At 67.0% G+C, this 25,002-nt stretch carries 25 protein-coding genes; 20 read left to right on the forward strand and 5 right to left on the reverse strand.

The window, feature by feature from the left end; genetic code table 11:
* Positions 1 to 447: 447 nt before the first annotated feature.
* Positions 448 to 1,206 (reverse strand): hypothetical protein, encoded by a 759-nt coding sequence (locus JF542_RS10950; RefSeq protein ID WP_207075869.1) that lies wholly within the window; start codon positions 1,204 to 1,206, stop codon positions 448 to 450.
* Between the two features lie 686 nt (positions 1,207 to 1,892).
* Here JF542_RS10950 and JF542_RS10955 point away from each other — a divergent pair.
* Complete coding sequence (locus tag JF542_RS10955; RefSeq protein WP_207075870.1) at positions 1,893 to 2,336, forward strand: pyridoxamine 5'-phosphate oxidase family protein; 444 nt, start codon at positions 1,893 to 1,895, stop codon at positions 2,334 to 2,336.
* On the opposite strand, the gene JF542_RS10960 is transcribed toward JF542_RS10955, so the two are convergent.
* Positions 2,306 to 3,514 carry a TIGR03862 family flavoprotein gene (locus tag JF542_RS10960; protein ID WP_207075871.1) on the reverse strand — a complete coding sequence of 403 codons (1,209 nt, stop codon included), beginning with the start codon at positions 3,512 to 3,514 and terminating at the stop codon, positions 2,306 to 2,308. The two genes, JF542_RS10955 and JF542_RS10960, sit on opposite strands and share 31 nt — an antisense overlap.
* Before the next feature lie 74 nt (positions 3,515 to 3,588).
* Here JF542_RS10960 and JF542_RS10965 point away from each other — a divergent pair, with 74 nt between their 5' ends.
* A complete protein-coding gene (locus tag JF542_RS10965) occupies positions 3,589 to 3,882 on the forward strand; it encodes an HNH endonuclease family protein (RefSeq protein WP_207075872.1) in 294 nt (97 codons plus the stop codon).
* Between the two features lie 123 nt (positions 3,883 to 4,005).
* Positions 4,006 to 4,155, forward strand: a complete 150-nt coding sequence (locus tag JF542_RS10970) for a hypothetical protein (RefSeq protein WP_154657514.1) — start codon at positions 4,006 to 4,008, stop codon at positions 4,153 to 4,155.
* A 39-nt stretch (positions 4,156 to 4,194) separates the two neighbouring features.
* On the opposite strand, the gene JF542_RS10975 is transcribed toward JF542_RS10970, so the two are convergent.
* Complete coding sequence (locus JF542_RS10975) at positions 4,195 to 5,454, reverse strand: glycosyltransferase family 4 protein (RefSeq protein WP_207075873.1); 1,260 nt, start codon at positions 5,452 to 5,454, stop codon at positions 4,195 to 4,197.
* 186 nt (positions 5,455 to 5,640) lie between these two features.
* Here JF542_RS10975 and leuS point away from each other — a divergent pair, with 186 nt between their 5' ends.
* The 17 genes from leuS (at position 5,641) to folD (ending at position 23,609) form a co-directional block, all read left to right on the forward strand.
* A complete protein-coding gene (leuS, locus tag JF542_RS10980) occupies positions 5,641 to 8,211 on the forward strand; it encodes a leucine--tRNA ligase (protein WP_207075874.1) in 2,571 nt (856 codons plus the stop codon).
* Complete coding sequence (lptE, locus tag JF542_RS10985) at positions 8,198 to 8,683, forward strand: LPS assembly lipoprotein LptE (protein ID WP_007794378.1); 486 nt, start codon at positions 8,198 to 8,200, stop codon at positions 8,681 to 8,683. Before leuS ends, lptE begins: the two co-directional genes overlap by 14 nt.
* On the forward strand, positions 8,680 to 9,708 hold the full coding sequence (holA, locus tag JF542_RS10990) for a DNA polymerase III subunit delta (protein ID WP_207075875.1): 1,029 nt from the start codon (positions 8,680 to 8,682) through the stop codon (positions 9,706 to 9,708). Before lptE ends, holA begins: the two co-directional genes overlap by 4 nt.
* 92 nt (positions 9,709 to 9,800) lie before the next feature.
* A complete protein-coding gene (ybgC, locus tag JF542_RS10995; RefSeq protein WP_007794373.1) occupies positions 9,801 to 10,190 on the forward strand; it encodes a tol-pal system-associated acyl-CoA thioesterase in 390 nt (129 codons plus the stop codon).
* Positions 10,191 to 10,348: 158 nt separating this feature from the next.
* Entirely contained in the window at positions 10,349 to 11,044 is a 696-nt protein-coding gene (gene tolQ / locus JF542_RS11000) for a protein TolQ (RefSeq protein ID WP_007794370.1), read from the forward strand.
* A gap of 3 nt (positions 11,045 to 11,047) precedes the next feature.
* Positions 11,048 to 11,530, forward strand: coding sequence for a protein TolR (tolR, locus tag JF542_RS11005; RefSeq protein ID WP_040544365.1), 483 nt, complete (start codon positions 11,048 to 11,050; stop codon positions 11,528 to 11,530).
* A gap of 10 nt (positions 11,531 to 11,540) precedes the next feature.
* The gene (locus tag JF542_RS11010) at positions 11,541 to 12,704 is read left to right on the forward strand and encodes a cell envelope biogenesis protein TolA (RefSeq protein ID WP_207075876.1); all 1,164 of its coding nucleotides are present in this window, start codon (positions 11,541 to 11,543) and stop codon (positions 12,702 to 12,704) included.
* A gap of 125 nt (positions 12,705 to 12,829) precedes the next feature.
* Positions 12,830 to 14,170: a Tol-Pal system beta propeller repeat protein TolB gene (gene tolB / locus JF542_RS11015; RefSeq protein ID WP_207075877.1), complete on the forward strand. Its 1,341-nt coding sequence runs from the start codon at positions 12,830 to 12,832 to the stop codon at positions 14,168 to 14,170.
* Between the two features lie 153 nt (positions 14,171 to 14,323).
* Complete coding sequence (pal, locus tag JF542_RS11020) at positions 14,324 to 14,848, forward strand: peptidoglycan-associated lipoprotein Pal (RefSeq protein ID WP_007794358.1); 525 nt, start codon at positions 14,324 to 14,326, stop codon at positions 14,846 to 14,848.
* Between the two features lie 5 nt (positions 14,849 to 14,853).
* The gene (gene ybgF / locus JF542_RS11025; protein WP_207075878.1) at positions 14,854 to 15,684 is read left to right on the forward strand and encodes a tol-pal system protein YbgF; all 831 of its coding nucleotides are present in this window, start codon (positions 14,854 to 14,856) and stop codon (positions 15,682 to 15,684) included.
* A gap of 10 nt (positions 15,685 to 15,694) precedes the next feature.
* Positions 15,695 to 17,041 carry a tRNA lysidine(34) synthetase TilS gene (tilS, locus tag JF542_RS11030; protein WP_207075879.1) on the forward strand — a complete coding sequence of 449 codons (1,347 nt, stop codon included), beginning with the start codon at positions 15,695 to 15,697 and terminating at the stop codon, positions 17,039 to 17,041.
* A gap of 86 nt (positions 17,042 to 17,127) precedes the next feature.
* The gene (ftsH, locus tag JF542_RS11035; protein WP_007794349.1) at positions 17,128 to 19,041 is read left to right on the forward strand and encodes an ATP-dependent zinc metalloprotease FtsH; all 1,914 of its coding nucleotides are present in this window, start codon (positions 17,128 to 17,130) and stop codon (positions 19,039 to 19,041) included.
* A complete protein-coding gene (locus tag JF542_RS11040; RefSeq protein WP_224886724.1) occupies positions 19,038 to 19,814 on the forward strand; it encodes a methyltransferase domain-containing protein in 777 nt (258 codons plus the stop codon). The genes ftsH and JF542_RS11040 overlap by 4 nt, the downstream gene beginning before the upstream one ends.
* Positions 19,815 to 19,908: 94 nt before the next feature.
* A complete protein-coding gene (locus JF542_RS11045) occupies positions 19,909 to 20,508 on the forward strand; it encodes an MOSC domain-containing protein (protein WP_207075880.1) in 600 nt (199 codons plus the stop codon).
* A gap of 84 nt (positions 20,509 to 20,592) precedes the next feature.
* The gene (locus JF542_RS11050) at positions 20,593 to 22,269 is read left to right on the forward strand and encodes a formate--tetrahydrofolate ligase (protein ID WP_207075881.1); all 1,677 of its coding nucleotides are present in this window, start codon (positions 20,593 to 20,595) and stop codon (positions 22,267 to 22,269) included.
* Positions 22,270 to 22,398: 129 nt separating this feature from the next.
* The gene (locus tag JF542_RS11055) at positions 22,399 to 22,695 is read left to right on the forward strand and encodes a chorismate mutase (protein WP_007794335.1); all 297 of its coding nucleotides are present in this window, start codon (positions 22,399 to 22,401) and stop codon (positions 22,693 to 22,695) included.
* A gap of 11 nt (positions 22,696 to 22,706) precedes the next feature.
* A complete protein-coding gene (gene folD / locus JF542_RS11060) occupies positions 22,707 to 23,609 on the forward strand; it encodes a bifunctional methylenetetrahydrofolate dehydrogenase/methenyltetrahydrofolate cyclohydrolase FolD (protein ID WP_207075882.1) in 903 nt (300 codons plus the stop codon).
* A gap of 46 nt (positions 23,610 to 23,655) precedes the next feature.
* Here folD and JF542_RS11065 read toward each other — a convergent pair whose 3' ends face one another.
* Positions 23,656 to 24,063: a PaaI family thioesterase gene (locus JF542_RS11065; protein ID WP_007794328.1), complete on the reverse strand. Its 408-nt coding sequence runs from the start codon at positions 24,061 to 24,063 to the stop codon at positions 23,656 to 23,658.
* A 40-nt stretch (positions 24,064 to 24,103) separates the two neighbouring features.
* Entirely contained in the window at positions 24,104 to 24,766 is a 663-nt protein-coding gene (pdeM, locus tag JF542_RS11070; RefSeq protein WP_207075883.1) for a ligase-associated DNA damage response endonuclease PdeM, read from the reverse strand.
* Positions 24,767 to 25,002 lie beyond the last annotated feature (236 nt).

A 25,002-nucleotide genomic window follows, 5' to 3' on the forward strand; every position in this document is an offset into this window, starting at 1 on the left:
ATTGGCTTCTCAAGCAAGTCAGAAGGGGCGTCCGAATGCGGGCGCCCCTTTCATGTTTCAGACAAAAGCGACCGTCCTGTCAGGTCGCTGACCCAGATCGCATGTGCCAGGGATAAGTTGTCGTTCGCGCCCCATGCGGCGGACGACGGCTTCGAGCCCAAAATACCGCACCTGAGCCGAATCTTCGCTGCGGGTGCATAGGTCCGCTCCCAGCCCGAACTTGCCATTCGCCTCGAGTCACCCAACACGGTGAAGCGGACCACCGGGACGCGGACAAAGCACAAGTTCGATGCGCCTCCGCCAGGGTCAGCTTTGACGATTTGGCAATGAAAAGATCGGTGATTTTTGCTTGGATCACAAATCCTTGGCAGGATCGAGCGACGATGCTCCGAGAACGGTAGCAGAGCTGTCGCGCTTGAGCCAACGCAAGGACGCCTAACCGCCAATCTACCTACAGGACTCTGTGGCGCGCAGTTCAAGTATTTCACCATCCGATCCAAACTGGACTGCAATTGGGAACTTAGAAGGCTCCGCATACCCGAATTTTGGCAAATCGACTTGCTTCCCATTGATGATACTCCACCTTTTTAGGTCGGGAAGCGATTTAGATAGGCTCTCCAAATGCTCCTGAACCGGAGTATATGACTCCGGTATTATGGTTGTGACAAAATTTAACTCCCCCTTAGGCGTCTCTCCAAATAAGAGCTTTAGATAGTTTGAGAAATTCTTAATAGTAAACCGAAACGTTACTACATCCCCAGGGCCGAAGGTTGCAAACCTACTGAATGGCTTCTCTTCGGCGCCGTAATAAATTCGAACGCTTTGAGAAAGGCCAAAACAGTCGCTAAAGCCGAAGAAAAAGTCGCTACTCACAGAGACGTGAAGCTCGCCATTGTTTTGGAATGTCGCGTAGAAATGGGCGTCATCACCCTTGTAGGAAAGTTGTGTTTCTACAATGGAAACCTCAGGAAACAGCAATTGGACGGCATCAATTTCAGCTGTGTATTTGGCAGACATTGCGGACATGCGGAGTTGATAAAATGCCAGCACACCGCCTGCTAAGGCTAAAATGAGAGCGATAGTCGATATAAGATTTTTATACTTAGAAAGCAGCGCTTCAACTCTTTCTAATGCGTGAGGACTCTCTGGTGGCGACCCAAAACTACCCGCCTTGGCCGAATGAGATGCGCCTTGAGACTTCGACATTTAGCAATCCCTAAAAGCTTGATTTGTATATGGGAAAATTCCCTAAAAATGCCCTCGACCCAATACCCGGAAGCCAAACGCGCGCACTGGAACACAGGCGGCATGGCCGAGTTTCGTGAAAAATTGAGGTGCCCAAAAACAGGTTTGTCAAAAATATGCAATCCGTCTGGTCAGAAGTGGTGACTCATTTGCTTCCGCATGCAACTCAATATTTGCATAAGGTTAGCCGAGGCAGAAACCCAAAGCAATGAAATCTATGATTCTGGCACGTTTTTAGCTTATCACGATGGCGGTTGTTCGTGGTAAAGGGACGAACGGGTAAGGTGGGCTCGCAGCAGCTGGTCGCTGCACTCTGCAAACACGGCTGCCATCATGGCCTGAACTCAGCGGAGCCGAGTCTGCTTTCCTGCGCATTGCCGACGCTCGACCCGCCGAAGGTTGCGCATGCAGCGAACGGCAGGAAGGTCCGCATTGCGGTCGTTCGCCTTTCGGCATCCAAGGTTCGGTTTGGGTCGGACATGCTCGGCGGTTGCGGCGGGATTTCTTGCCACCGCCCGCAGTCACACCCCAGTAAACCGTAGCTTCGATCCGCCTTCGCTCGGCGTTCGACACGCCCCTTTCGTCTGTTGACGGCCCCGTCGCGTGCCATCAGTGTCGACCGGGCCACGGAGACGGGAGGAGGCGGAATGGAAGACAGGGCCATTTTGTGCTGGCTGGCGACGGTATCCGAAGAGGGGCTGCCGAACGTGTCGCCGAAGGAGGTCTATGCCGAGCCGTCCGAGGGCGTCTTCCTGATCGCCGAGATCGCATCGGGTCGCAGCCTGCGCAACATCTGCGCCAACCCGGCGGTCTGCATCAGCATGATCGACGTGTTCAGCCAGCGCGGGAGGCGTCTGGAAGGGCGTGCCCGTATCGTGCCAGCGGACAGCGAGGGGTTCGACGCGCTCGCCGCCCCGCTGCTGGCGCAGGTCGGCACCCGCTTCCGCATTCGCAACGTCATCGCCGTCGATGTGAGCACCGAAAGTGCCGTGCGCGCGCCAAGCTATCTCTTCTATCCGGAAACCGAGGTCGCCGAGATGCGTGAGGGCGCGATGCGCAGCTACGGTGTGCGGCCGCGCGACGACAGGTAGCGCGCCGCGTGGCGGCCGGCCCAGAGCCCGGTCGCGAAGCAGGCGGTGAGCAGGTAGCCACCGGTCGGCGCCTCCCAGTCGATCATCTCGCCGGCCACGAAACAGCCCGGGCGCTGCGTCAGCATCAGGCCCGCATCGAGCGCCGCGAAGGCCACGCCGCCGGCGGTCGAGATCGCCTCGTCCATCGGGCGCAACCCCTGATGCGGCAGCTCAAGTGCCTTGACGGTGCGGGCGAGCGTGCCCGGATCCTCGGGCAGGGGGCGGGCGCATTCCATCAGCAGGGCGCGGGCGGCGGGCGTGAGCTTCAGCGCCCGGCGCAGGTGGTTCGACAGGCTCTGCTTGCCGCGGGGCTTCGCGAGCCTTGCGGTCAAAGCCTTCTCCGAGACATCAGGGGCGAGGTCGATGACCAGAGCCGCACCCTCGCGCAGCGCCGGCGACAGCGGGTAGAGCCCGCCGCCCTCGAGCCCGCGCGCCGAGATCACCGCCTCGCCGCGCGAGACCAGCCCGCCGGCGCGAAATGCCACGCCCTTGAGCGGCGCGCCGAACTGCGGTGCCATGTGCTTGGACCAGTCGACGCAGAGACCTGCATTGGCCGGCTGGAACGGCGCGACCTCGATGCCTTGCCCCGCGAAATGCCCGGTCCACGCGCCGTCCGAGCCAAGACGGGCCCAGCTCGCTCCGCCAAGCGCCAGCACCGTCACGCGCGGCCGCAGCGCCAGCGGGCCGTCGGGGGTCTCGAAACGGGTTTCGTCGCCATCCCAGCCGGTCCAGCGCCAGCGCGTGTGGCGCTCGAGCCCCATGGCGTCGAGCCGTGCCAGCCACGACCGCAAGAGCGGCGAGGCTTTCATCGCGGTGGGGAAGACCCGGCCCGTGGAGCCGGTGAAGGTGGTCTGGCCCAGCCCCTCGGCCCAGGCCTGCACGGTCTCGGGGGTGAACTCGGCCAACATCGGGCGCAGCGCCGCCTCGGCGCTGCCATAGGCCGCGAGGAACGGCCCGAAGGGTTGAGCGCGGGTCAGGTTCAGCCCCGACTTGCCCGCCATCAGGAACTTGCGCCCGAGCGATGGCTTGGCCTCGGCCAGCAGCACCCTGTGCCCGGCCGAGAGCAGCGCGTCGGCGGCCATCAGCCCGGCCGGGCCGCCGCCGATCACCAGCGCCTCGATCTCGCGCCCTGCCTGCATCAACGCCCCTTTGATCCTGCCGTGAATGGCGCCAGTCTTCTGCCCTGCCAGACGCCCCCGTTCAAGAGCCGCGCATGACCGATCCGATCTGCCCCCTGTGCCTGCGCCCGATCCCGCCAGAGGCGAAACAGAGCCTGCATCACCTCGTGCCGAAACTGAAGGGCGGCAAGGGCGGGCCGGTCGTGCGGCTGCACCAGATCTGCCACAACGAGATCCACGCCACCTTCACCGAGGCCGAGCTGGCGCGCGCGTTCAACACCCCCGAGGCGCTGCGCGCCCATCCCCGCATGGCGCGCTTCCTCGCCTGGGTCGGCAAACGTCCGCCGGCCTTTCATGCGCGCAGCAGCGGTGGACGGCGCAAACGCTAGCCCGGCGTGGCGCCGTGAGCACGCGCACGATCCTGCCATAAAGCGTGACTTGATCCGGATCGCCGGGAAGCCCACCTTCTCAGGCACAAAAAGACGCCCAAGAAAGAATCAGAGGCAGAGCAGATGTCGATCAGAACAGAATTGTGGGGGATGTGCGGCCTGTTGGTCGCGCTTGTCGCCCTTCTCATGCATCCCGATGGCGAAGCCGAGCGCAAGGCGCTGGAATGGGCCGCGCTGTCGGCATTCTCGGCCGAGAACTTCGCGCTGCGCTAGGGGCGCCGCGACAGCCGCGGGTGGAGAGCTGTGGCCGCGTCAGTCGCGGGCCGGCCGCGGCGTCTGCGCCAGCAGTCGTTCGACCCACTCGATGTGCTGCGGCAGGCAGCGGGTCCTGAGATCGTAATGCTCGCGCACATGGGCGCGGGCAGCCTGCCCCAGACGGGCGCGGGTCTCGGGATCATCGAGCAGGGTGCAGAGCCGGTCGGTAAGGCTCTTCACGTCGAAGAAATCGACCATCCAGCCGGTCTCGTTCTCGGTCAGCGCCTCGCGCACCGGCGCGGTGTCGCTGGCGAGGATCGCGCAGCCCGCGCTCATCGCCTCGAGCAGGGACCAGCTCAGCACGAACGGGTAGGTCAGGTAGACGTGCACCCGGCTTACCTGCATCATCGACAGGAACCGGTCATAGGGCACCCGGCCAAGGAAGTGCACGCGCGCCCAGTCTTCCTCCGAGATCCGGTCCTTCACCTCGTCGATGAACGTCTGTTTCCAGGTGGTGCCCTTGGGCGGCTTCGAGCCGTAGCTCACCTCGTCGCCGCCGATCAGGGTGATCTGCGCATTGGGGCGCCGCCGCAGGATCTCGGGCAGGGCGCGCATGAAGATGTGGTAGCCGCGATAGGGCTCGAGGTTGCGGTTGATGAAGGTGATGACCTCGTCGTCGCGGGTCAGCACCTTGCCGTCGCCGACCTCGAGCGTTGCGTCCGCGTTGGGGCGCACGAGATCGGTGTCGATGCCGTCATGCGCGACGGTGATGCGGTCCTGCCAGGCCTCGGGAAAGGTCGAGGCCTGAAACCGCGTCGGCGAAATGCCGGCATCCATGATCTCTTCGTGGAGCCGGTTGTTGAGGTTCTTCATCCGGATGCGCAGCGCGTTGGTGTCCGGCGGGGCCTTGTCGAACTCCGGGTCGAAGCCGACGAAGGGCTTCGACGCCAGGTGATAGAGCTCGCAATACAGCCCCATCCGGGCGCGCGGCCAGACATCCTTGAGGAACATGCTCTCACCCCAGCCGTGATGGGCGAGAATCACGTCGGGGGTGAAGCCCTGCTTCTTCAGTTGCACCGCCCCGTTGTAGCAACTGGTGCCGCGGATCAGCTTGGTCTCGAAATCCCCGAGCCACGGGTGGATGCCCTGGGTGCTGCCGCCGTTGATCTTGTAGGGCAGGACGCGCACCCCATTCCACTGCGTCGGCTCCTTCACCTTGAGGGTCAGCGCCACGACCTCGTGCCCCCGCTGCACCAGTGCGGGCGCGAGGTGCTTGTACTGGCCGGGGAAATTCTGGTGAATGCAGAGAATTTTCATCTGGGCGGTCATCTCGAAATGGCTTTTGCGATTTGTTGCATGAGACGGGGCGCGATCCAACCACGCAAGCTGCCGGGGGGCGGCGATCCGGGGTGTCGGTTGCGGAAATGTCGCCTTGCACTGGACGCCCCGATCCCATGCGCCTATCACCCCGCCCGAGACCCGTCCGTTCCGAGGGAATAAGAAATGTCGCGTTACGACCCCGCCACGATCGAGCCGAAATGGCAGGCCGCATGGGATGAGGCCCTGACCTTCAAGGCCACCCGCACCGCCGACAAGCCGAAATACTACGTGCTCGAGATGTTCCCCTACCCGTCGGGGCGCATCCATATCGGCCATGTGCGCAACTACACGATGGGCGACGTGATCGCGCGCTACAAGAAGCAGAACGGCTTCAACGTGCTGCACCCGATGGGCTTTGACGCCTTCGGAATGCCGGCCGAGAACGCCGCGATGGCGTCCGGCGGCCACCCCAAGGACTGGACCTATTCCAACATCGACACGATGGTCGAGCAGATGAAGCCGCTGGGCTTCGGGCTCGACTGGTCGCGCATGTTCGCCACCTGCGACCCGGACTATTACGGCCAGCAGCAGGGTCTGTTCCTCGACATGCTCGAGGCGGGCCTCGTCTACCGCAAGAACGCCGTGGTGAACTGGGATCCGGTCGACATGACCGTGCTGGCCAACGAGCAGGTCGAGAACGGCCGCGGCTGGCGCTCGGGTGCGCTGGTCGAGCGCAAGGAGCTCACCCAGTGGTTCTTCAAGATCTCGGACTTCTCCGGCGAGCTGCTGGATGCGCTCGACGGGCTCGACGACTGGCCCGCCAAGGTCAAGCTGATGCAGGCCAACTGGATCGGCCGCTCGCGCGGGCTCGAATTTGCCTTCTCGACCGTCGACGCCCCCGAGGGCTTTGACCGCATCGAGGTTTACACCACCCGCCCCGACACCCTGCTGGGCGCGAGCTTTGTCGGCATCTCGCCGGATCACCCGCTGGCCCGCACGCTCGAGAAGGACAACCCCGAGCTGGCCGAGTTCGTCGCCGAGTGCCGCCGCATGGGCACCTCCGAGGAAGAGCTCGAGAAGGCCGAGAAGCGCGGCTTCGACACCGGAATCACCGTGCGCCACCCGTTTGACACCTCGGTCGAGCTGCCGGTCTATGTCGCCAACTTCATTCTGATGGATTACGGCACCGGCGCGATCTTCGGCTGCCCGGGCCACGACGCGCGCGACCACGAGTTCGCCACCAAGTATGGCCTGCCGATCGTCGAGACCTTCGTGCCGCTCGAAGGCGAGATCGACATCTCCGCCGAGCCCTTCGTGCCGCAAAAATCGGAAAAGGTCCGCTACACCCGTCTCGTGGCGGGCGAAGAGGTCCAGACCGGCGACGAGGCGGTCAACGCGGCCGTTGCGTTCTGCGAAGAGAATGGCGTCGGCCACGGCGTCACCAAGTACCGCCTGCGCGACTGGGGCCTGAGCCGCCAGCGCTACTGGGGCTGCCCGATCCCGGTGGTGCATTGCGAGGCCTGCGGCGTGGTGCCGGAGAAGAAGGAAAACCTTCCGATCCAGCTGCCCTATGACGAGGGTGGCAAGCCGATCGACTTCTCGATCCCCGGCAACCCGCTCGACCGTCACCCGGATTGGCGCGACTGCGCCTGCCCGTCCTGCGGCGCGCCCGCCCGGCGCGAAACCGACACGATGGACACCTTCGTCGACAGCTCGTGGTACTTCGCCCGCTTCACCTCGCCGGATGCCGACGCCCCCGTCGATCCCGAGGAGGCCGCGTACTGGATGAATGTCGACCAGTATATCGGCGGCATCGAGCACGCGATCCTGCACCTGCTGTACTCGCGCTTCTTCGCGCGGGCGATGCACATCACCGGCCATCTGCCGGAGAAGTGCAAGGAGCCGTTCAACGCGCTCTTCACGCAAGGCATGGTGACCCACGCGATCTACCAGACCAAAAACGCCGAGGACCGTCCGGTCTATCACTATCCCGAGGCAGTTGAACTGCGCGACGGCAAGGGCTTCCTCGAAGATGGCACCGAGGTCGAGATCATCCCCTCGGCCAAGATGTCGAAGTCGAAGAACAACGTCGTCGACCCGGTCGCCATCATCGGCCAGTACGGCGCCGACACCGCGCGCTGGTTCGTGCTCTCGGACAGCCCGCCCGAGCGGGACGTCGAATGGACCGCGTCGGGGGCCGAGGCCGCCAACAAGCACCTCTCCCGCGTTTACCGCGCCTGCGCCGAGATCGCGGCGGGCGACGTGCCGCCGACCGGTGAGGACGAGGCGCTGCTGCGCGAGATGCACAAGGCGATCCACGACGTGACCATGGGCGTCGAGAGCTTCGGCTTCAACGCCGCCATCGCGCGGCTTTATGCCTTCACCAACGCGCTGACCAAGTCGCGCGCCGGCACAGAGGCCAAGACCCAGGCTGCCAAGGTTCTGGCGCAGCTGATGTCGCCGATGACGCCGCACCTCTCGGAAGAGATCTGGCAGCTGCTGGGCGGCGAGGGGCTGATCGCCGATGCCGCATGGCCCGAGGCCGACGAGGCGATGCTGGTCGAGGACACCGTGACCCTGCCGATCCAGGTCAACGGCAAGCGCCGCGGCGAGCTGACCGTGCCCAAGGACATGGCCAAGGAAGAGATTGAAAAACTCGTGCTGGCGCATGAAGCTGTGGAACGGACCCTGCAGGGGGCCGCGCCGAAGAAGCTGATCGTTGTCCCGGGCCGGATCGTCAATGTGGTTGCCTGATCGCAGAACCTTCCTGATCTCGCTCGCAGCCCTCGCGGGCTGCGGGTTCACGCCGGTCTACGGGCCTCAGGGCGGCGGTGGCCAGCTGCTGAACGCCGTGGCCCTGCCCGAGCCAGACCGACGCTACACATATGATTTCAATGCGCGCTTCGAGGAACGGCTTGGCCGCGCCTCGGGGCCCTACATGCTGAACCGCTCGATCGACGTGACCTCGAACGGGCTCGGTTCGCTGGCCGACGGCCAGACCACCCGCTACCAGCTCACCGGCCGGGCAACCTACAGCCTGGGCTTCGTGGGCAGCGAGGAGGTGCTGATCTCGGGCCAGACCGACGCCTTCACCGGCTACTCTGCCACTGGCTCCACAGCCGCCACGCAGGCCGCCGAGCGCGACGCGCGCCGTCGCCTGATGGTGATCCTCGCCGATCAGGTCATCGACCGGCTGCTGCTCGACGCGGACATGCTGCCGCAATGAAGCTCACCGGGCGCGACGCACAGGCCTTCTTCCGCAAGCCCGACCCGTCGCGCGCGGGGGTGCTGCTCTTCGGCGAGGACGCGATGCGCGTCGCCCATCGCCGGCAGGAAGTCATCGGCGCGCTGGTGGGCCCGGAGGGCGAGGCCGAGATGCGCCTCACCCGCATTCCCGCCAGCGAGCTGCGCCGCGACAGCGCCATGCTGCTCGACGCGATCAAGTCGCAGGGCTTCTTTCCCGGACCCCGGGTGGCCTTTGTCGAGGACGCCACGGATGGCCTGACGGACGTGATCAAGACGGCGCTCGATGAGTGGCGCGAGGGCGATGCCCAGATCATCGTCACCGCCGGGCAGCTGGCAGCGAAATCCAAGCTGCGCAAGCTCTTCGAGGGCTTTCACAACGCCTTTTCCATCGGCATCTATTCCGACCCGCCGGGCCGCGACGAGATCGAGGCAGCGCTGAGGAAGGCGGGGCTCGAACAGGTCGACCGCGCCGCCTTCGAGGCGCTCGAGGGGCTGGCCCGGGCGCTCGATCCGGGCGATTTCCGGCAGGTGCTCGAGAAGGTCGCGCTCTACAAGCTCGACGATCCCGAGCCGCTGACCCCGGACGAGGTGGCGCTCTGCGCACCGGCCTCGATCGAGGCCGAGCTCGACGACATCCTCAACGTGGTGGCCGAGGGCCGAAGCGCCGAGATCGGGCCGCTGGTGCAGCGGCTCGAGGGGCAGGGGGTCAACCCGGTGACGCTGCTGATCATGGCGATGCGCCACTTCCGGGTGCTCTACGCGCTGGCCTCGGCGCAGGGCGGCCCGCAGGCGGGGGTGCAGCGCCTGCGCCCGCCGCTCTTCGGGCCGCGCCGCGACCGGATGCTGCGGCAGGCGCAGAACTGGTCCGCCGACCGGCTCGAGGCGGCGTTGGGCATGCTGATGGACACCGATCTCTCGATCCGCTCCGCGGGCCAGCGGGCGCCGGCGATGGCGCTGGTCGAGCGCGGCTTCGTGCGCCTCGCGTGGCTCAGCAACCGGCGCTAAAAGCCCTTGCCCTCCCGATGCTTGCCTGCCCGATGCTTGCGTGAGGGGCAACCTGAGCATAGGGTCGCGGCGCGAGCCAGGGGAGCCGACAGATGCAGCATGAGTTTCCGGTCCGGGTCTATTACGAAGACACCGACATGGCGGGGATCGTCTACCACGCCAATTACCTCAAGTTCATCGAGCGCGCGCGCTCGGAATGGGTCAAGGGCATGGGCATCGACCAGAACGCCCTGCGCGAGCACGAGGGCGTGGTCTTCGTGATCCGCCGCATCGAGGCCGATTTCCGCGCCTCGGCCCGGTTCGACGACGAGCTGGTGGTGCAGACCCGGGTGCAATCGGTCAGCGGCGTGCGGCTGGTGCTTCACCAGGAGGTACAGCGCGCCGGCGAGGCGCTGTTCACCGCCGAGGTGACGCTGGTCTCGATGACGCTGGACGGCCAGCCGACGCGGCTGCCTCAGGAGCTGCGCCGCAAGGTGCACTAAGGCCGCCCGCTCGGCGGAGATGCGCCGTCAAAACCCTGTTACAAAGGGCTTTCATGGCCCTGATGACGCCAATGTGTTGGCGTTCTCCCTGCAAATCCGCTAGAATCGTCGCTAACGAGAGCCCAGTGCACACGGGCCCGATGAGGAAGAGCAGGCTAATGGATCCACAAACCCTCCAGCTCGCGCAGGAGATCGACTTCTCCATGTGGGGGCTGTTCGCACGCGCCACCCTGACGGTGAAACTGGTGATGCTGATGCTGGTGCTGGCATCGGTCTGGGGCTGGGCGATCATCGTCGAAAAGATCGTCAGCTACCGCGCCGCTCGCCGCGAGGCGGCCAAGTTCGACCGCGCCTTCTGGTCCGGCGAACCGCTCGATGAACTCTATGACCAGATCGGACCCGAGCCCAAGGGGCGCGCGCAGCGCGTCTTCGCCGCCGGCATGACCGAGTGGCGCCGCTCGCATCGCGACGATGGCGGGCTGATCGCCGGGGCTCATGCCCGCATCGACCGCTCCATGGACGTGGCGATCCAGAAGGAATCCGAGGATCTGCAGCGCGGCCTGCCGGTGCTGGCCACCGTCGGCTCCACCGCGCCTTTCGTCGGCCTGTTTGGCACCGTCTGGGGCATCATGCACGCCTTCATCGAGATTGCTGCCCAGCAGGACACCTCGCTGGTGGTCGTGGCGCCCGGCATCGCCGAGGCGCTGTTTGCCACCGCGCTGGGTCTCGTCGCGGCGATCCCGGCGGTGATCTTCTACAACAAGCTGTCGGCCGATGCCGACCGCATCATCTCGGGCTACGAGGCCTTCGCCGACGAGTTCTCCACCATCCTCTCGCGCCAGCTGGACGCCTGATCCATGGGCGGAGGGGTGATGAAATCGGGCGGAGGCGGCGGCGGACGCCGGCGGCGCCGCAGCGGCGGCAGATCGCAGCCCATGGCCGAGATCAACGTCACGCCGATGGTCGACGTGATGCTGGTGCTGCTGATCATCTTCATGGTCGCCGCGCCTCTGCTGACCGTGGGTGTGCCGGTCGAGCTGCCCAAGACGGCGGCCAGCTCGCTGCCCTCCGAGACCGAGGAGCCGCTCGCGGTGACGATCACCGCCGACGGCACCGTGACGATCATGACCACCGAGGTCGAGATGGACGAACTGGTCAACCGCCTGCGTGCCATCGCCGTGGAGCGGGCCGACGACCGCATCTTCCTGCGCGCCGACGGGGCGGTGCCCTACCAGACGGTGGCGCAGGTCATGGGCGCGCTGAACCGCGGCGGCTTTTCCTCGATCGGACTTGTCACCGATAGCGGTGGTCCGGCGCTCGACGGCGCGGACGGCGGCTGAGGGGGCCTGATTGCGCAGGAGTTTCTCCATATCCGCCGGGGCGCACGCCCTGGTGCTGTTGTGGCTGCTGGTCGGCAACGTGTTCCGTCCGGATCCGCCGGAGTTCGAGGTCTCGAATGTGTCGGTGATCTCGGAGGCGGAGTTCTCGGCCATGGTCGATGCCGCGCAGGCGCCCGAGGTGCAGACCGAGGTGACCGCCCCGGTCGAGGCGCCGGAGCCTGCGCCCCAGCCCGAACCGACTCCGGAACCCGAACCCCAGCCGGAGCCGGAGCCGCAGCCTGCGCCCGAGGCGCCGGCCCCCGAACCCGCGCCGCAGCCCGAACCCGAGCCTGCACCGCAGCCGGCGCCAGAGCCAGAACCCGTGCCGGACCCGCTGCCGCCCGCCGCCGAAGCGGTGCCGGAGGTCTCTGCGCCCGAAAGCGCCACCCGCCCGGTGCCGCGCCCGGCCCCCCGCGTGGCGCCCGAGCCGGTCGCTCCGTCCGAGCCCGACGTGACCGAGGCCGAAGAGGTGCAGGAAGCCGCGCAGGAAGAGGCCGACAGCCCCGACGTGGCCGAGGAGGCGCAGGAAGCGACCGCGCCGCCCGAAACCGCGACCGAGATCGTGACCGAGGCCGAAGAGCCCGCCTCGGCGCCGCCCGCCTCGGTGCGTCCGCGCCCGCGTCCGCGCGACATCGCCACCGCGCAGCCGGCCCCCGAGCCGGAACCGGAGCCGCAGCCTGCGCCCGCGACACCGAGCGCGCCCGAGGCTGAGCCCGAGCCTGCGCCGTCGCAATCGACCGACTCCGCCGTCGACGCCGCCATTGCGGAGGCGCTGGGGGGCGGGGCCCCGACGCAATCCGACACGCCCGCTGGTCCGCCGCTGACCCGTGGCGAGCAGGATGCGCTGCGCATCGCCGTTCAGCGCTGCTGGATCGTCGACGTGGGCAGCGAGGCGGCCAGCGTCACGGTGACCGTGGGCATGGAGATGGAGCCCTCGGGCCGCGTGGTGAGCTCGAGCCTGCGCCTGATCGGCTCAGAAGGCGGCAGCGCCTCGGCTGCCGACACCGCCTTCCAGGCGGCACGGCGCGCGATCCTGCGCTGCCAGGGCGACGGCTACCAGCTGCCGCAGGACAAGTACGACCAGTGGAAGCAGATCGAGATGACCTTCAATCCCGACGACATGAGGCTGCGATGATCATGCGACCGGCAAGGTCTCGCCCATGGCGGCGGCGGAACTTGGCTGTTCCCGCCGCCGCAACGCACTATCCTGACCACATGGACGGCACGAGCAGAGGCCGGTCCGGCAAGGGGAGCTTTGGAATGAAACAGGTTTTGGCGCAGGCAATGGTCCTGGGCCTCGCCCTCGTGGCGGCGCTGGGACTGGCGCTGCCCAATGCGGCGCAGGCGCAGGGAGGTCCGCTGCGGATCGAGATCACCGAGGGCACCATCGAGCCCATGGCCTACGCGGTGCCGAGTTTCGTCGCCGAGACGCCGAGCGCGCAGCAATATGCCGAGCAGATCACCCAGGTGATCGCCGATGACCTGACCGGCACGGGCCTCTTCCGCGAGATTCCGCGCGACGCCCATATCAGCCGCATCACCTCGTTCGAGAGCCCGGTGCAGTTCGCCGACTGGAAGGCGATCAACGCGCTGGTGCTGCTGACCGGCGCGGTCTCGGAGCAGAATGGTCGGGTCACGGTGAAGTTCCGCATCTGGGACGTGTTCGCCGGCACCGAGCTTGGTGACGGCATGCAGTTCGCCGCCACCTCCGACGGCTGGCGCCGGCTGGCCCACAAGGTGGCCGACCAGGTCTATTCGCGCCTCACCGGCGAGAGCGGCTATTTCGACAGCCGCGTGGTCTTCGTCTCCGAGAGCGGCCCCAAGGATCAGCGCGCAAAACGCCTCGCGATCATGGATTATGACGGCGCCAACGTGCAGTACCTGACCGACAGCCGCTCGATCGTGCTGGCGCCGCGCTTCTCGCCCAATGGCGAGCGGGTGCTCTACACCAGCTACGAGACCGGCGAGCCGCAGGTGCACGTGCTCAATGTGGGCGCGGTGCAGAGCCAGATCATGTCGGCGGGTGGCGGCATCATGAGCTTCGCGCCACGCTTCTCGCCCGATGGCAGCAAGGTGGTCTACTCGGTGACCTCCGGGTCCAACACCGACATCTACATGCGCGATCTCGCCAGCGGCAGCACCACCCAGCTGACCTTTACCCCCGCGATCGAGACGGCGCCGAGCTTTTCTCCCGACGGCAGCCGCATCGTGTTCGAAAGCGACCGCTCGGGCAGCCAGCAGCTCTACGTCATGCCGGCCAGCGGTGGTGAGCCGACCCGGATCAGCTTCGGGCAGGGGCGTTACGGCACGCCGGTGTGGTCGCCGCGCGGCGATCTCATCGCCTTCACCAAGCAGAACCAGGGCCGTTTCCACATCGGCGTGATGCGCACTGACGGCAGCGAAGAGCGCCTGCTCACGGCCTCGCATCTCGACGAGGGTCCGACCTGGGCGCCCAATGGCCGGGTGCTGATGTTCTCGCGTGAGACCCAGGGCGCAAGCGGCACCTCCTCGCTCTACAGCGTCGACGTGGCGGGGCGGAAGCTGACCCGGGTGCGCACCCCCGATGGCGCGTCGGACCCGAGCTGGGGCCCGCTGCAGTGACCAAGGCGCCCGAAAAATCTTCTTCGAGAGATTTTTCGGGTCGGAAGACCGCGGACCAGGATTTTTCGGACGAAAAATCCTGGTCTTCGCACGACATTTGCAAGCCAACATGCCTGTGATAATTTGCCGGCAAGAAACGAGCAGGACAGTTCCATGACATATCTTTCCAAGGCCCTGATGATCGCCGCCGCGCTTGGCCTGGCGGCCTGCACCAGCGGTGACCGTTTCGGTGCCGGCAGCGGTGCTGACGGCTACGGCGCGGGCGCCGGCGCCAATGCCGGCATCGTGCCGGGCAGCGCAAACGATCCCCAGTCGCCGGCCTATTTCAACCAGACCATCGGCGACCGCGTGTTGTTCCTCGTCGACCAGTCGTCCCTGACGCCCGAGGCGCAGGCGACCCTCGACGCGCAGGCCGGCTGGCTGATGACCAATTCCGACTACCTCGCGGTGATCGAGGGCCACGCCGACGAGCAGGGCACCCGCGAATACAACATCGCGCTCGGCGCGCGCCGCGCCAACGCAACGATGGAGTACCTGATCTCCAAGGGCGTCGCGCCGAACCGGCTGAAGATCATCAGCTACGGCAAGGAGCGTCCGGTCGAGATCTGTTCGGAGGAGTCGTGCTACGCCAAGAACCGCCGCGCCGTCACCGTGATCTCCATGGGTCTCGGGAGCTGACCACCATGCGTCTCGCCGTTCTTGCCCTCTGTTTCGGTCTCGCCGGGGCCACTTCCGCGCCGGCCCAGGACAGTGAAACCCTGGCCGACATCCGGCAGGATCTCTCTCTGCTCAAGGGAGAGCTCCTGCGCCTTCAGCAGGAGCTCAACACCACGGGCACGAGCGGCGTACAGGTGAGCGGCAGCACGCTCGACCGCGTCAACATCATCGAGACCGAGCTGCAGCGCGTCACCGCGCTGGCCGAGGAACTGCAGCACCGCGTCGACGTGGTGGTGCAGGACGGAAGCAACCGCATCGGCGATCTCGAGTTCCGCCTCTGCGAGCTCGAGCCTGCCTGCGACATCGGCAGCCTCGGCGACACGCCGCTGCTTGGCGGGCAGGCGCCCTCGACCGGTGCCCCGGCGCCGGCCCCGCTGCCCGCACAGCCTTCGAATGGTGGCGGGGCCGAGCTCGCAATCGGCGAACAGAACGACTTTCGGCGGGCGCAGGAGGCGCTCGCCAGCGGTGACTTTCAAGGCGCCGCAGACCAGTTTGCGACCTTCCGCGAGACCTTTCCCGGCAGCCCGCTAGAGCCTGACGCGCTTCTGGCCGAGGGCAAGGCGCTGGATCAGACCGGCGACACCCGCACCGCGGCGCGCCGGTTCCTCGACGCCTATGCCAACTACCCCGAGAGCGACGCCGCGCCGGAAGCGCTGTGGCGGCTCGGCACCGCGCTTGGTGCGCTGCAGAGCGTCAAGGAGGCCTGCGTGACGCTGGCCGAGGTCGGCGCGCGCTATCCCGGCACCCCGGCGGTGGCCGAGGCCGAGGCCGAGATGGGGCGCCTCGGCTGCCAGTGAGACTGCGCGGGTGACGGCCGGAGCCGACAGCCTCGACCAGCGCTTCGCCGAGGCGATGGGCGCGGCGCTGGGACCGGATTTCCCTTCCGACATCGTGCTCGCCGTCTCGGGCGGGGGCGACAGCATGGCGATGCTGACGCTGGCGCACAACTGGGCGCATGTCTGGGGCACCCGGCTCTGGGTGGTGACCGTCGATCACGGGCTGCGCCCCGAGGCCGGGGACGAGGCGGCGCTGGTGCGCGACACCTGCGACGAGCTGGGCCACCCCCATGCCACGCTGCGCTGGCGCTGGGACGGGCAGGGCAACCTGATGGATGCCGCCCGCCGCGCCCGGCTCGACCTCATCGGCCGCTGGCGCGGCGGGCTCTCGCACGTGCTGCTGGCCCACACCCGCGACGACGTGGCCGAGACCTTCCTGATGCGGCTGGCCCGCGGCTCTGGAGTCGACGGGCTCTCGGCCATGACGCCCCTGCGCGAGGTCGCGGAAGCCGGGACCACGCCGCTTGACCCAGAGGCGTGCGACGGCGCCCGCCCGCCGGAGGCCGCCGTTCCAAGTGCGCTCACCATCGTGCGCCCCTGTCTCGACATGCGCCGTGCGGAACTGCGCCACTACCTGCGGGTGCTCAAGGGCCGCTGGGTCGAGGACCCCACCAACGAGGATGATCATTACGAGCGCGCCCGCATCCGCAAGCTGCTGCGCGGCCTTGAGGCGGAGGGGCTCGGGGCCGAGACCCTCGCCGCCACCGCCGGGCGCATGGGCCGGGCCCGCGAGGCGCTGCGCGCCCGGGCAGTCTGGGCTTGGGAACAGTGCGGGCAGGAGGGGGGCGCCGGCGACCTCGTGTTCGAGCGCGACCGGTTCGCGGCGCTCGAGCGCGACACCCAGCTGCGGCTGCTCGCGGCAGCGCTGCAATGGGTCGCCTCGGCGGAGTACCGCCCGCGCGCCACGGCGCTCGAGGGGCTGCTCGAGCGGCTGCTGTCGGGCGGGGCGGGCACGCTGATGGGGTGCGCGGCGCGGGCCGAGCGCGACCGACTGCGGGTCTGGCGCGAATACGCGGCGGTGGCCGGCACATCCGTCACGGTCGGCGATACGGCGCTCTGGGACGGGCGCTGGCGGGTTTTCCACCCCGATCTCAGGGGACACACGGTGCAGGCGCTTGGCGAGGAGGGCTGGCGTCAGGCCGCCCCGGCACGTGAGGCGCACGTGCCGCACGCATTGGCGCTGTGCTTGCCGTCGGTCTGGCAGGGCGAGACCCTGCGCGCCTGCGATGCGCTCGGGGTCGGGCCCGGGGGGACGACGACGTTGGAACAGGGCGAAACACAGGGCGCAGGTTTCAAAGGCTTCCTGCTTTCGCACTGAATTCGCATTGAACGTGCCGCCCTGATCCTTATGTTAGGCACATCGTGCTCTGATCGGGGCACGCGACGCATGTTTGGAGGCATTCCTTGGGCAACGCACGTAATATCGCCTTCTGGGTGGTCCTGTTTCTTCTGATCCTCGCCCTGTTCAACCTGTTCTCGGGCGGTGGCAGCACTCTGCAGAGCCGCGAAATCAGCTACTCGGATTTCGTCTCGGCGGTGGAAGACAACAGTGTCAGCTCGGTCACGATCGACGGTGAACAGATCCGCTACCGCAGCAGCGACGGCACCGACTACGTGACGGTGAAACCTCAGGATGCCCAGGTCACCGACCTTCTCATCGACAACGGCGTCACGGTGCGCGCGGAACAGCAGGAACAGTCCGGCTTCCAGGCCTTCCTGCTTTCGCTGCTGCCCTTCCTGCTGCTGATCGGCGTCTGGATCTACTTCATGAACCGGATGCAGGGCGGCGGCAAAGGTGGCGCCATGGGCTTCGGCAAGTCCAAGGCCAAGCTGCTGACCGAGAAGCATGGCCGGGTCACCTTTGACGATGTCGCCGGCATCGACGAGGCCAAGGAAGAGCTGGAAGAGATCGTCGAGTTCCTCCGCAATCCGCAGAAATTCTCGCGCCTCGGCGGCAAGATCCCCAAGGGCGCGCTGCTCGTGGGCCCTCCGGGCACCGGTAAGACGCTGCTGGCGCGCGCCATCGCGGGCGAGGCCGGCGTGCCGTTCTTCACCATCTCGGGCTCTGACTTCGTGGAAATGTTCGTCGGCGTCGGCGCAAGCCGCGTCCGCGACATGTTCGAACAGGCCAAGAAGAACGCCCCCTGCATCGTCTTCATCGACGAGATCGACGCCGTCGGTCGCAACCGTGGCTCCGGTTATGGCGGCGGCAATGACGAGCGCGAGCAGACCCTCAACCAGCTTCTGGTCGAGATGGACGGCTTCGAGGCCAACGAGGGCGTGATCATCATCGCCGCCACCAACCGCCGCGACGTGCTCGACCCGGCGCTGCTGCGCCCGGGCCGCTTCGACCGGCAGGTCATGGTCGGCAACCCCGACATCAAGGGCCGCGAAAAGATCCTCGGCGTGCACGCCCGCAAGACCCCGCTCGGACCGGATGTCGACCTGCGCATCATCGCGCGCGGCACCCCGGGCTTCTCGGGCGCGGATCTTGCCAACCTCGTGAACGAGGCGGCGCTGATGGCCGCCCGTGTCGGTCGCCGCTTCGTGACGATGGAAGATTTCGAGAACGCCAAGGACAAGGTCATGATGGGCGCCGAGCGCCGCTCCATGGTGCTGACCGCCGACCAGAAGGAAAAGACCGCCTATCACGAGGCCGGTCACGCGGTGGTGGGCCTCGCCCTGCCGCAATGCGATCCCGTCTACAAGGCGACGATCATCCCGCGCGGCGGTGCCCTCGGCATGGTGGTCTCGCTGCCCGAGATCGACCGCCTGAACTGGCACAAGTCCGAGTGCGAGGAAAAGCTCGCCATGACCATGGCCGGCAAGGCCGCCGAGATCATCAAGTACGGCGAGCCGAATGTCTCGAACGGCCCGGCGGGCGACATCCAGCAGGCCTCGGCGCTGGCGCGCGCGATGGTGCTGCGCTGGGGCATGTCGGACAAGATCGGCAATATCGACTACTCCGAGGCCCACGAGGGCTATCAGGGCAACACCGCGGGCCTCTCGGTCTCGGCCCACACCAAGGAGCTGATCGAGGATGAGGTGCGCCGCTTCATTCAGGACGCCTACGAGCGCGCCTACCAGATCCTCAGCGACCGCAAGGAAGACTGGGAGCGTCTGGCGCAGGGTCTTCTCGAGTACGAGACCCTCACAGGCGAAGAGATCAAGCGCGTGATGAACGGTGAGCCGCCGCATAGCGGTGACGGCGCCGACAACTCGGACGACGATACGCCCAGCGTCACCGCGATCCCGAAGACCAAGCCGAAGCCCAAGCCCGCCGGCGAAGGCGGCATGGAACCCGAACCGACCGCATGAGCGCTTCGCTGCAGAACGACTGGGACCCCGGACTCTATCACAGGTTCCGGGGTCTTCGTTTGCGCCCCGCCATCGACCTGCTGCGCAGCGTCGGCCCGCTTCCCGAGGGTGCGGTGATCGACCTTGGTTGCGGCAGTGGCGCGGTGGGACCGGCGCTGCAGCAGCTTGGTCGCAAGTTGATCGGCGTGGATCTGAGCCGTGCGATGCTGGATCAGGCGCGGCGCACCGGCTGCTACGACGAACTGGTCGAGGACGACGTGTCGCTCTGGCTCCCCTCGGAGCAAGCGGCGCTGATCTTTTCCAACGCCGCGCTGCAATGGGTCGGCGATCATGCCAACCTGTTGACGCTGCTGGCCGCCAAGCTTGCCCCCGGCGGCACGCTGGCGGTGCAGATGCCGCATCAGAACAATGCCCCGTCGCACCGCTTCTGGCTGAGCCTCGCCGAAGAGCTGTTCCCGGGCCGCATCGACCATGACGCCCAGCCCGAGGTCCTGTTGCCGGCGGAGTATCACCGTCTGCTCAGTCCGCTCGGCAAGGTGGCGATCTGGGAGACGGAGTATTATCAGGATCTCGCGCCTGACGGCGAGGGCCACCCGGTGCGGCGCTTCACCGAGGCGACCTTCGCGAGGCCCGTGCTCGCAGTGTTGAACGAGGACGAGCAGGCCCAGCTCATCACCGCCTACGAGCGGGTGATCGGCAGCGCCTATCCCACCGGTCCCGATGGCCGCGTGCTGTTCCCGTTCCGCCGCCTGTTCCTCACCCTCACCGTCTGACCTCTTCCGCGAATTATTCGTGAATTCGCATGAAAGCGGTTGAGGCTCCCGGCGCTTTCCGCAACCTCCTCGCACTTCCAAGGAGATGCCACGCATGCCCGCTTTGAAGACCACCGATTTCCACGCCAAGATCCTCTGGCTGGGCCGCGTCCCGCTTGAGGGCGACGGGCTGCGCTCCGAGCCGGTCGAGGCGCTCGACCTGCGCTTCGAGGGCGCCTTGGGCGAGCGGCATTCGGGCCTGACGCGGCCGTCCTGCAGCCGGGTGCTGTCGCAGCACCAGCGTGGCACCGAGATCCGCAACGTGCGCCAGCTCGCCATCGTCTCCGTCGAGGAGCTGGCGGCGATCGCGGAGCGCATGGGGCTCGCGCGGATCGAGCCGGAATGGATCGGCGCGTCGATGGTGGTCGAGGGTCTGCCCGATTTCTCGCATATCCCGCCGTCGTCGCGCCTGCAGGGCCCCGATGGCACCACGCTTGCGGTCGACATGGAAAACCGCCCCTGCGTGCTGCCAGGGCGTGAGATCGAGAAGGAGCGCGACGGCTTTGGCGCGCGCTTCAAGCCCGCCGCCGATGGCCGGCGCGGGGTCACGGCGTGGGTCGAGCGGCCCGGGCGGCTCGCGGTCGGCGAGACGCTGCAGCTCAGCATTCCCGACCAGCGGGTCTGGGCGCATATCGAAGCGGTGCGCAGCCGCTGAACGCGACCGATTTCCAGGTGTTCTCCGCGCCCGCGATGCGGCACAGTTGCCGCAAACATCGCGAAGACCGAAGGGACCCACGTCATGGCCGCAAAACCCGATATCGAGATCGCCCGCGAGGCCGATAAACGGCCCATCCAGGAGATCGGCGGCAAGCTGGGCATTCCGCCGGAGCATTTGCTGCCCTACGGCCATGACAAGGCGAAGGTGGCGCAGGACTTTATCGCCGGGCTCGAGGGCCGCAAGGACGGCAAGCTGATCCTCGTCACCGCGATCAACCCGACGCCGGCGGGCGAGGGCAAGACCACCACCACCGTGGGGCTTGGCGACGGGCTCAGCCGGATCGGCAAGACCGCCGCGATCTGCATCCGCGAGGCCTCGCTGGGGCCGAATTTCGGCATGAAGGGTGGCGCCGCCGGCGGCGGCTATGCTCAGATCGTGCCGATGGAGGAGATGAACCTCCATTTCACCGGCGATTTCCATGCCATCACCAGCGCCCACAACCTGCTCTCGGCGATGATCGACAACCACATTCACTGGGGCAATGAGCAGGAGATCGACCTGCGCCGCGTGGTCTGGCGCCGGGTGCTCGACATGAACGACCGCGCCCTGCGTCACACGGTGACCTCGCTCGGCGGTGTCGCCAACGGCTTCCCGCGCGAGACCGGCTTCGACATCACCGTGGCCTCCGAGGTCATGGCGATCCTCTGCCTTGCCGATGACCTCGCCGACCTGCAGCGCCGGCTGGGCGAGATGATCGTCGCTTATCGCCGTGACAAGACGCCGGTGTTTGCCCGCGACATCAAGGCCGACGGCGCCATGACCGTGCTGCTGCGCGATGCCATGCAGCCCAACCTCGTGCAGACGCTCGAGCACACGCCGGCGTTCGTGCATGGCGGGCCGTTTGCCAACATCGCCCATGGCTGCAACTCGGTGATCGCCACGCGCACGGCGCTCAAGCTTGCCGATTACGTGGTGACGGAGGCCGGCTTCGGCGCGGATCTCGGGGCCGAGAAGTTCTTTGACATCAAGTGCCGCAAGGCCGGGCTGCATCCGGACTGTGTGGTGCTCGTCGCGACCATCCGCGCGCTGAAGATGAACGGGGGGCTGGCAAAAGAGGAGCTCTCGGCCGAGAACGTCACAGCCGTGCGCGAGGGCTGCGCCAACCTTGGCCGTCACATCCAGAATCTGAAAGGTTTCGGTGTGCCGGTGGTGGTGGCGATCAACCATTTCACAGGAGACAGCGAGGCCGAGATCGCCGCCGTTCAGACCTATGTCGAGGGGCAGGGGGCCGAGGCGCATCTCTGCACCCACTGGGCCGAGGGCGGCAAGGGCACCGAGGTGCTGGCCACCCGGGTCGCCGAGATCGCCGATGCCGGGCAGTCGCAATTCGCCCCGCTCTATCCGGACGAGATGTCGCTCTGGCACAAGATCGAGTGCGTGGCCGAGCGTATCTATCACGCCAGCGAGGTCACCGCCGACACCCGCATCCGAGCCCAGCTCGAGGAGTGGGAGGCGCAGGGCTACGGGCACTTGCCGGTCTGCATGGCCAAGACGCAGTACTCCTTCTCGACCGATCCCGGCCTGCGCGGCGCGCCCGAGGGTCACGTGGTGCCGGTGCGCGAGGTGCGGCTCTCGGCCGGGGCGGGCTTCGTGGTGGCGATCTGCGGCGATATCATGACCATGCCGGGCCTGCCGCGGCGGCCGGCAGCCGAGGCGATCCGGCTCAACGCGGCGGGCGAGGTCGAGGGCTTGTTCTGATCGGCGCCACGCGGCGCCTATCGGAACGGCTTTTGCCGCATCGAGACTGCATTGCGCCGCTTGGGGACGTTGATCATTCGCAGCCGTCGCGGCATTAGGGGCGTGACGGACTAGCTGGAGAGCACGGTAATGCGCGACCCCGCCACCCTTGGTGACATGACCGAACTGCGCGCCGAGGTGGATGCCACCGACGCCGCGCTCTGCGATCTGCTGGCGCATCGCGCGCGGCTGATCTCGCGCGCCGCCGAACTCAAGAAAGCCAACGGATGGCCCGCCCGCATCGGTGGCCGGGTCGACGAGGTCATCGATAACGCGCGCCGCAACGCCGAAGCCCAGGGCTGGGATCCGGAACTGGCCGAGGTGCTTTGGCGCGAACTTGTGGAGTGGTCGATCGAGCGCGAGAAAGCCGCGCTCGGGCGCGAATGAAGGAGAGCTGCATGGCGGCGAAGATCATCGACGGCAAGGCCTTCGCGGCCACGGTGCGGGAACAGGTTGCAGCGCATGTTGCGCGTCTCAAGGACGAGCACGGCATCACGCCGGGGCTCGCCGTGGTGCTGGTGGGCGAGGACCCCGCCAGCCAGGTCTATGTCCGCAACAAGGGCAAGCAGACCGTCGAGTGCGGGATGCAGAGCTTCGAGCACAAGCTTGACGCCAGCGTCTCCGAGACCGAGCTTCTGGCGCTGGTCGAGAGCCTCAACGCCGATCCGGCAGTGCATGGCATCCTCGTGCAGTTGCCGCTGCCGGATCACATGAACTCTGATGCGGTGATCAACGCCATCGACCCGGCCAAGGACGTGGACGGCTTCCACATCTCCAACGTCGGTCTGCTGGGCACCGGCCAGAAGAGCATGGTGCCCTGCACCCCGCTTGGCTGCCTGATGATGCTGCGTGACCAGCTCGGCTCGCTGTCCGGGCTCGACGCGGTGGTGATCGGGCGCTCCAACATCGTCGGCAAGCCGATGGCGCAGCTGCTGCTGGGTGAGAGCTGCACCGTGACCATCGCGCATTCGCGCACCAAGGATCTTCCCGAGGTGGTGCGCCGCGCCGATATCGTGGTGGCGGCGGTGGGCCGGCCCGAGATGGTGCCGGGCGATTGGATCAAGCCGGGCGCCACGGTGATCGATGTCGGCATCAACCGCATCCCGGCGCCCGAGAAGGGCGAGGGCAAGACCCGGCTGGTGGGCGATTGCGCCTATGAGAGCTGCGCCGAGGTTGCCGGTGCCATCACCCCGGTGCCGGGCGGCGTCGGTCCGATGACCATTGCCTGCCTGCTGGCCAACACCGTCACCGCCTGCTGCCGTGCCAATGGTCTTGCAGAGCCGGAAGGCCTCACCGCCTGATGAACGCAAACCCGCCGGGGCGCCCTGCTTGTCCCGGCGGTTTCGCTCAGACCGGAACCATCGTCCCGGTGAGCAGCGCCGCGTGGGTCTCGACCCCGGCCGTCACCGCGTAGACATCCGCCGTCACGATCACCAGCCTCCGCCCGGGCTTCACCACCCGACCGCGGGCGATCAGCCGCGCGCCGCGCGCCGGGGCAAGCAGGTGGATCTTCATCTCGGAGGTCACCACCTCGCGGTCCTCTGGCATCACCGTAAGCGCCGCGTATCCCGCCGCGCTGTCGCCGAGCGCGAAGGCCAGCGCTGCGTGGGCGAAGCCATGCTGCTGCGAGGTTTCGGGCGTGATCGCGGCCTCGATCTCGACGGCGCCGGGCGTCACGGCGACCAGCCGGGCGCCGAGCGTGGTCATCATGCCCTGCCGGGCAAAGCTCTCGCGGATGCGGGTGTCGATCTCCATGCCGCCCAAGGGGCCACGGCAAGGCCCCCTTGGCAAGCCCTCAGCGCGGCATCGGGATGGCGACGGGGCGCGGGCCGGTGAGGATGGCGCGGGCATCCCTGGCCATCAGATCGCAGAGCGCCGCGCTGTCGCTGCGCAGACCCCCGGTATAGGCGCCATAGGCCGGCAGGATCAGCCGGACGGCGTCGAACAGGAAACAGGGACGCGACAGCGTCCTCCCGCGCAGCTTCAGCCGTGCCTTGGGATGGTAATGCCCCGAGACCTCGCCTGCCGCGCCGTGCGTGGCGATGTGCCGGAACAGCAGCCCTCCGATCCGCAGCTCGGCCAGATGGGCACCGCCAAGCGCCACCGGTCCCGGATCGTGGTTGCCCTCGATCCACACCCAGCTGCGCCCTGCCTGCAGGCGGGCGATCCACACCCGGTCCGCCTCGGGCAGTTCGCCCTCGACCTGCGCGGTGTCGAAGCTGTCGCCGAGGCAGATCACCCGCTCGGCCCCGGTGGCCTCGAGATCCGCCTCGAGCCGCAGCAGCGTGTCGCGGGTCTCGTAGGGTGGAAGGGCGGCACCGCCCACGGCCGAGAGCCGGGCGGATTTGCCGAAATGCAGGTCCGAGACCACCAGCAGCCGCTCATCGGGCCAGTGCAGCGCTCCCGAGGGCAGCGCCGCGAGCATGGCGTCGCGAAACCGGAAGGGAAGGGTGTTCATGGCCTGTTCCATGGGGCCTGAATGGCCGAACCGTTCGCACGAAGCAAGGGCCGGGGACGCTCAGTTCAGCCGGCGACGAGGTGGACGAGGGCGATCACGCCCTTGATGATGAAGAACCACAACAAGCCTCCGATCAGCAGACCGGGGGCGATCCACCAGCCACGAGGCAGCTGGCGCTTTTTTTTTCTCTTTGTGGCTGTTCTGCGTCATCGCTTTTGTCTTCGATCCACTCGGCT

It is taken from the genome of Salipiger bermudensis, assembly GCF_017309175.1.
Lineage (GTDB): Bacteria > Pseudomonadota > Alphaproteobacteria > Rhodobacterales > Rhodobacteraceae > Salipiger > Salipiger bermudensis.

Coding starts and splice junctions, on each gene's coding strand:
- JF542_RS10950 (WP_207075869.1), bottom strand. CDS start 1,206: ATGTCGAAGTCTCAAGGCGCATCTCATTCGGCCAAGGCGGGTAGTTTT.
- JF542_RS10955 (WP_207075870.1), top strand. CDS start 1,893: ATGGAAGACAGGGCCATTTTGTGCTGGCTGGCGACGGTATCCGAAGAG.
- JF542_RS10960 (WP_207075871.1), bottom strand. CDS start 3,514: ATGCAGGCAGGGCGCGAGATCGAGGCGCTGGTGATCGGCGGCGGCCCG.
- JF542_RS10965 (WP_207075872.1), top strand. CDS start 3,589: ATGACCGATCCGATCTGCCCCCTGTGCCTGCGCCCGATCCCGCCAGAG.
- JF542_RS10970 (WP_154657514.1), top strand. CDS start 4,006: ATGTCGATCAGAACAGAATTGTGGGGGATGTGCGGCCTGTTGGTCGCG.
- JF542_RS10975 (WP_207075873.1), bottom strand. CDS start 5,454: ATGAAAATTCTCTGCATTCACCAGAATTTCCCCGGCCAGTACAAGCAC.
- leuS (WP_207075874.1), top strand. CDS start 5,641: ATGTCGCGTTACGACCCCGCCACGATCGAGCCGAAATGGCAGGCCGCA.
- lptE (WP_007794378.1), top strand. CDS start 8,198: ATGTGGTTGCCTGATCGCAGAACCTTCCTGATCTCGCTCGCAGCCCTC.
- holA (WP_207075875.1), top strand. CDS start 8,680: ATGAAGCTCACCGGGCGCGACGCACAGGCCTTCTTCCGCAAGCCCGAC.
- ybgC (WP_007794373.1), top strand. CDS start 9,801: ATGCAGCATGAGTTTCCGGTCCGGGTCTATTACGAAGACACCGACATG.
- tolQ (WP_007794370.1), top strand. CDS start 10,349: ATGGATCCACAAACCCTCCAGCTCGCGCAGGAGATCGACTTCTCCATG.
- tolR (WP_040544365.1), top strand. CDS start 11,048: ATGGGCGGAGGGGTGATGAAATCGGGCGGAGGCGGCGGCGGACGCCGG.
- tolB (WP_207075877.1), top strand. CDS start 12,830: ATGAAACAGGTTTTGGCGCAGGCAATGGTCCTGGGCCTCGCCCTCGTG.
- pal (WP_007794358.1), top strand. CDS start 14,324: ATGACATATCTTTCCAAGGCCCTGATGATCGCCGCCGCGCTTGGCCTG.
- ybgF (WP_207075878.1), top strand. CDS start 14,854: ATGCGTCTCGCCGTTCTTGCCCTCTGTTTCGGTCTCGCCGGGGCCACT.
- JF542_RS11040 (WP_224886724.1), top strand. CDS start 19,038: ATGAGCGCTTCGCTGCAGAACGACTGGGACCCCGGACTCTATCACAGG.
- JF542_RS11045 (WP_207075880.1), top strand. CDS start 19,909: ATGCCCGCTTTGAAGACCACCGATTTCCACGCCAAGATCCTCTGGCTG.
- JF542_RS11050 (WP_207075881.1), top strand. CDS start 20,593: ATGGCCGCAAAACCCGATATCGAGATCGCCCGCGAGGCCGATAAACGG.
- JF542_RS11055 (WP_007794335.1), top strand. CDS start 22,399: ATGCGCGACCCCGCCACCCTTGGTGACATGACCGAACTGCGCGCCGAG.
- folD (WP_207075882.1), top strand. CDS start 22,707: ATGGCGGCGAAGATCATCGACGGCAAGGCCTTCGCGGCCACGGTGCGG.
- JF542_RS11065 (WP_007794328.1), bottom strand. CDS start 24,063: ATGGAGATCGACACCCGCATCCGCGAGAGCTTTGCCCGGCAGGGCATG.
- pdeM (WP_207075883.1), bottom strand. CDS start 24,766: ATGAACACCCTTCCCTTCCGGTTTCGCGACGCCATGCTCGCGGCGCTG.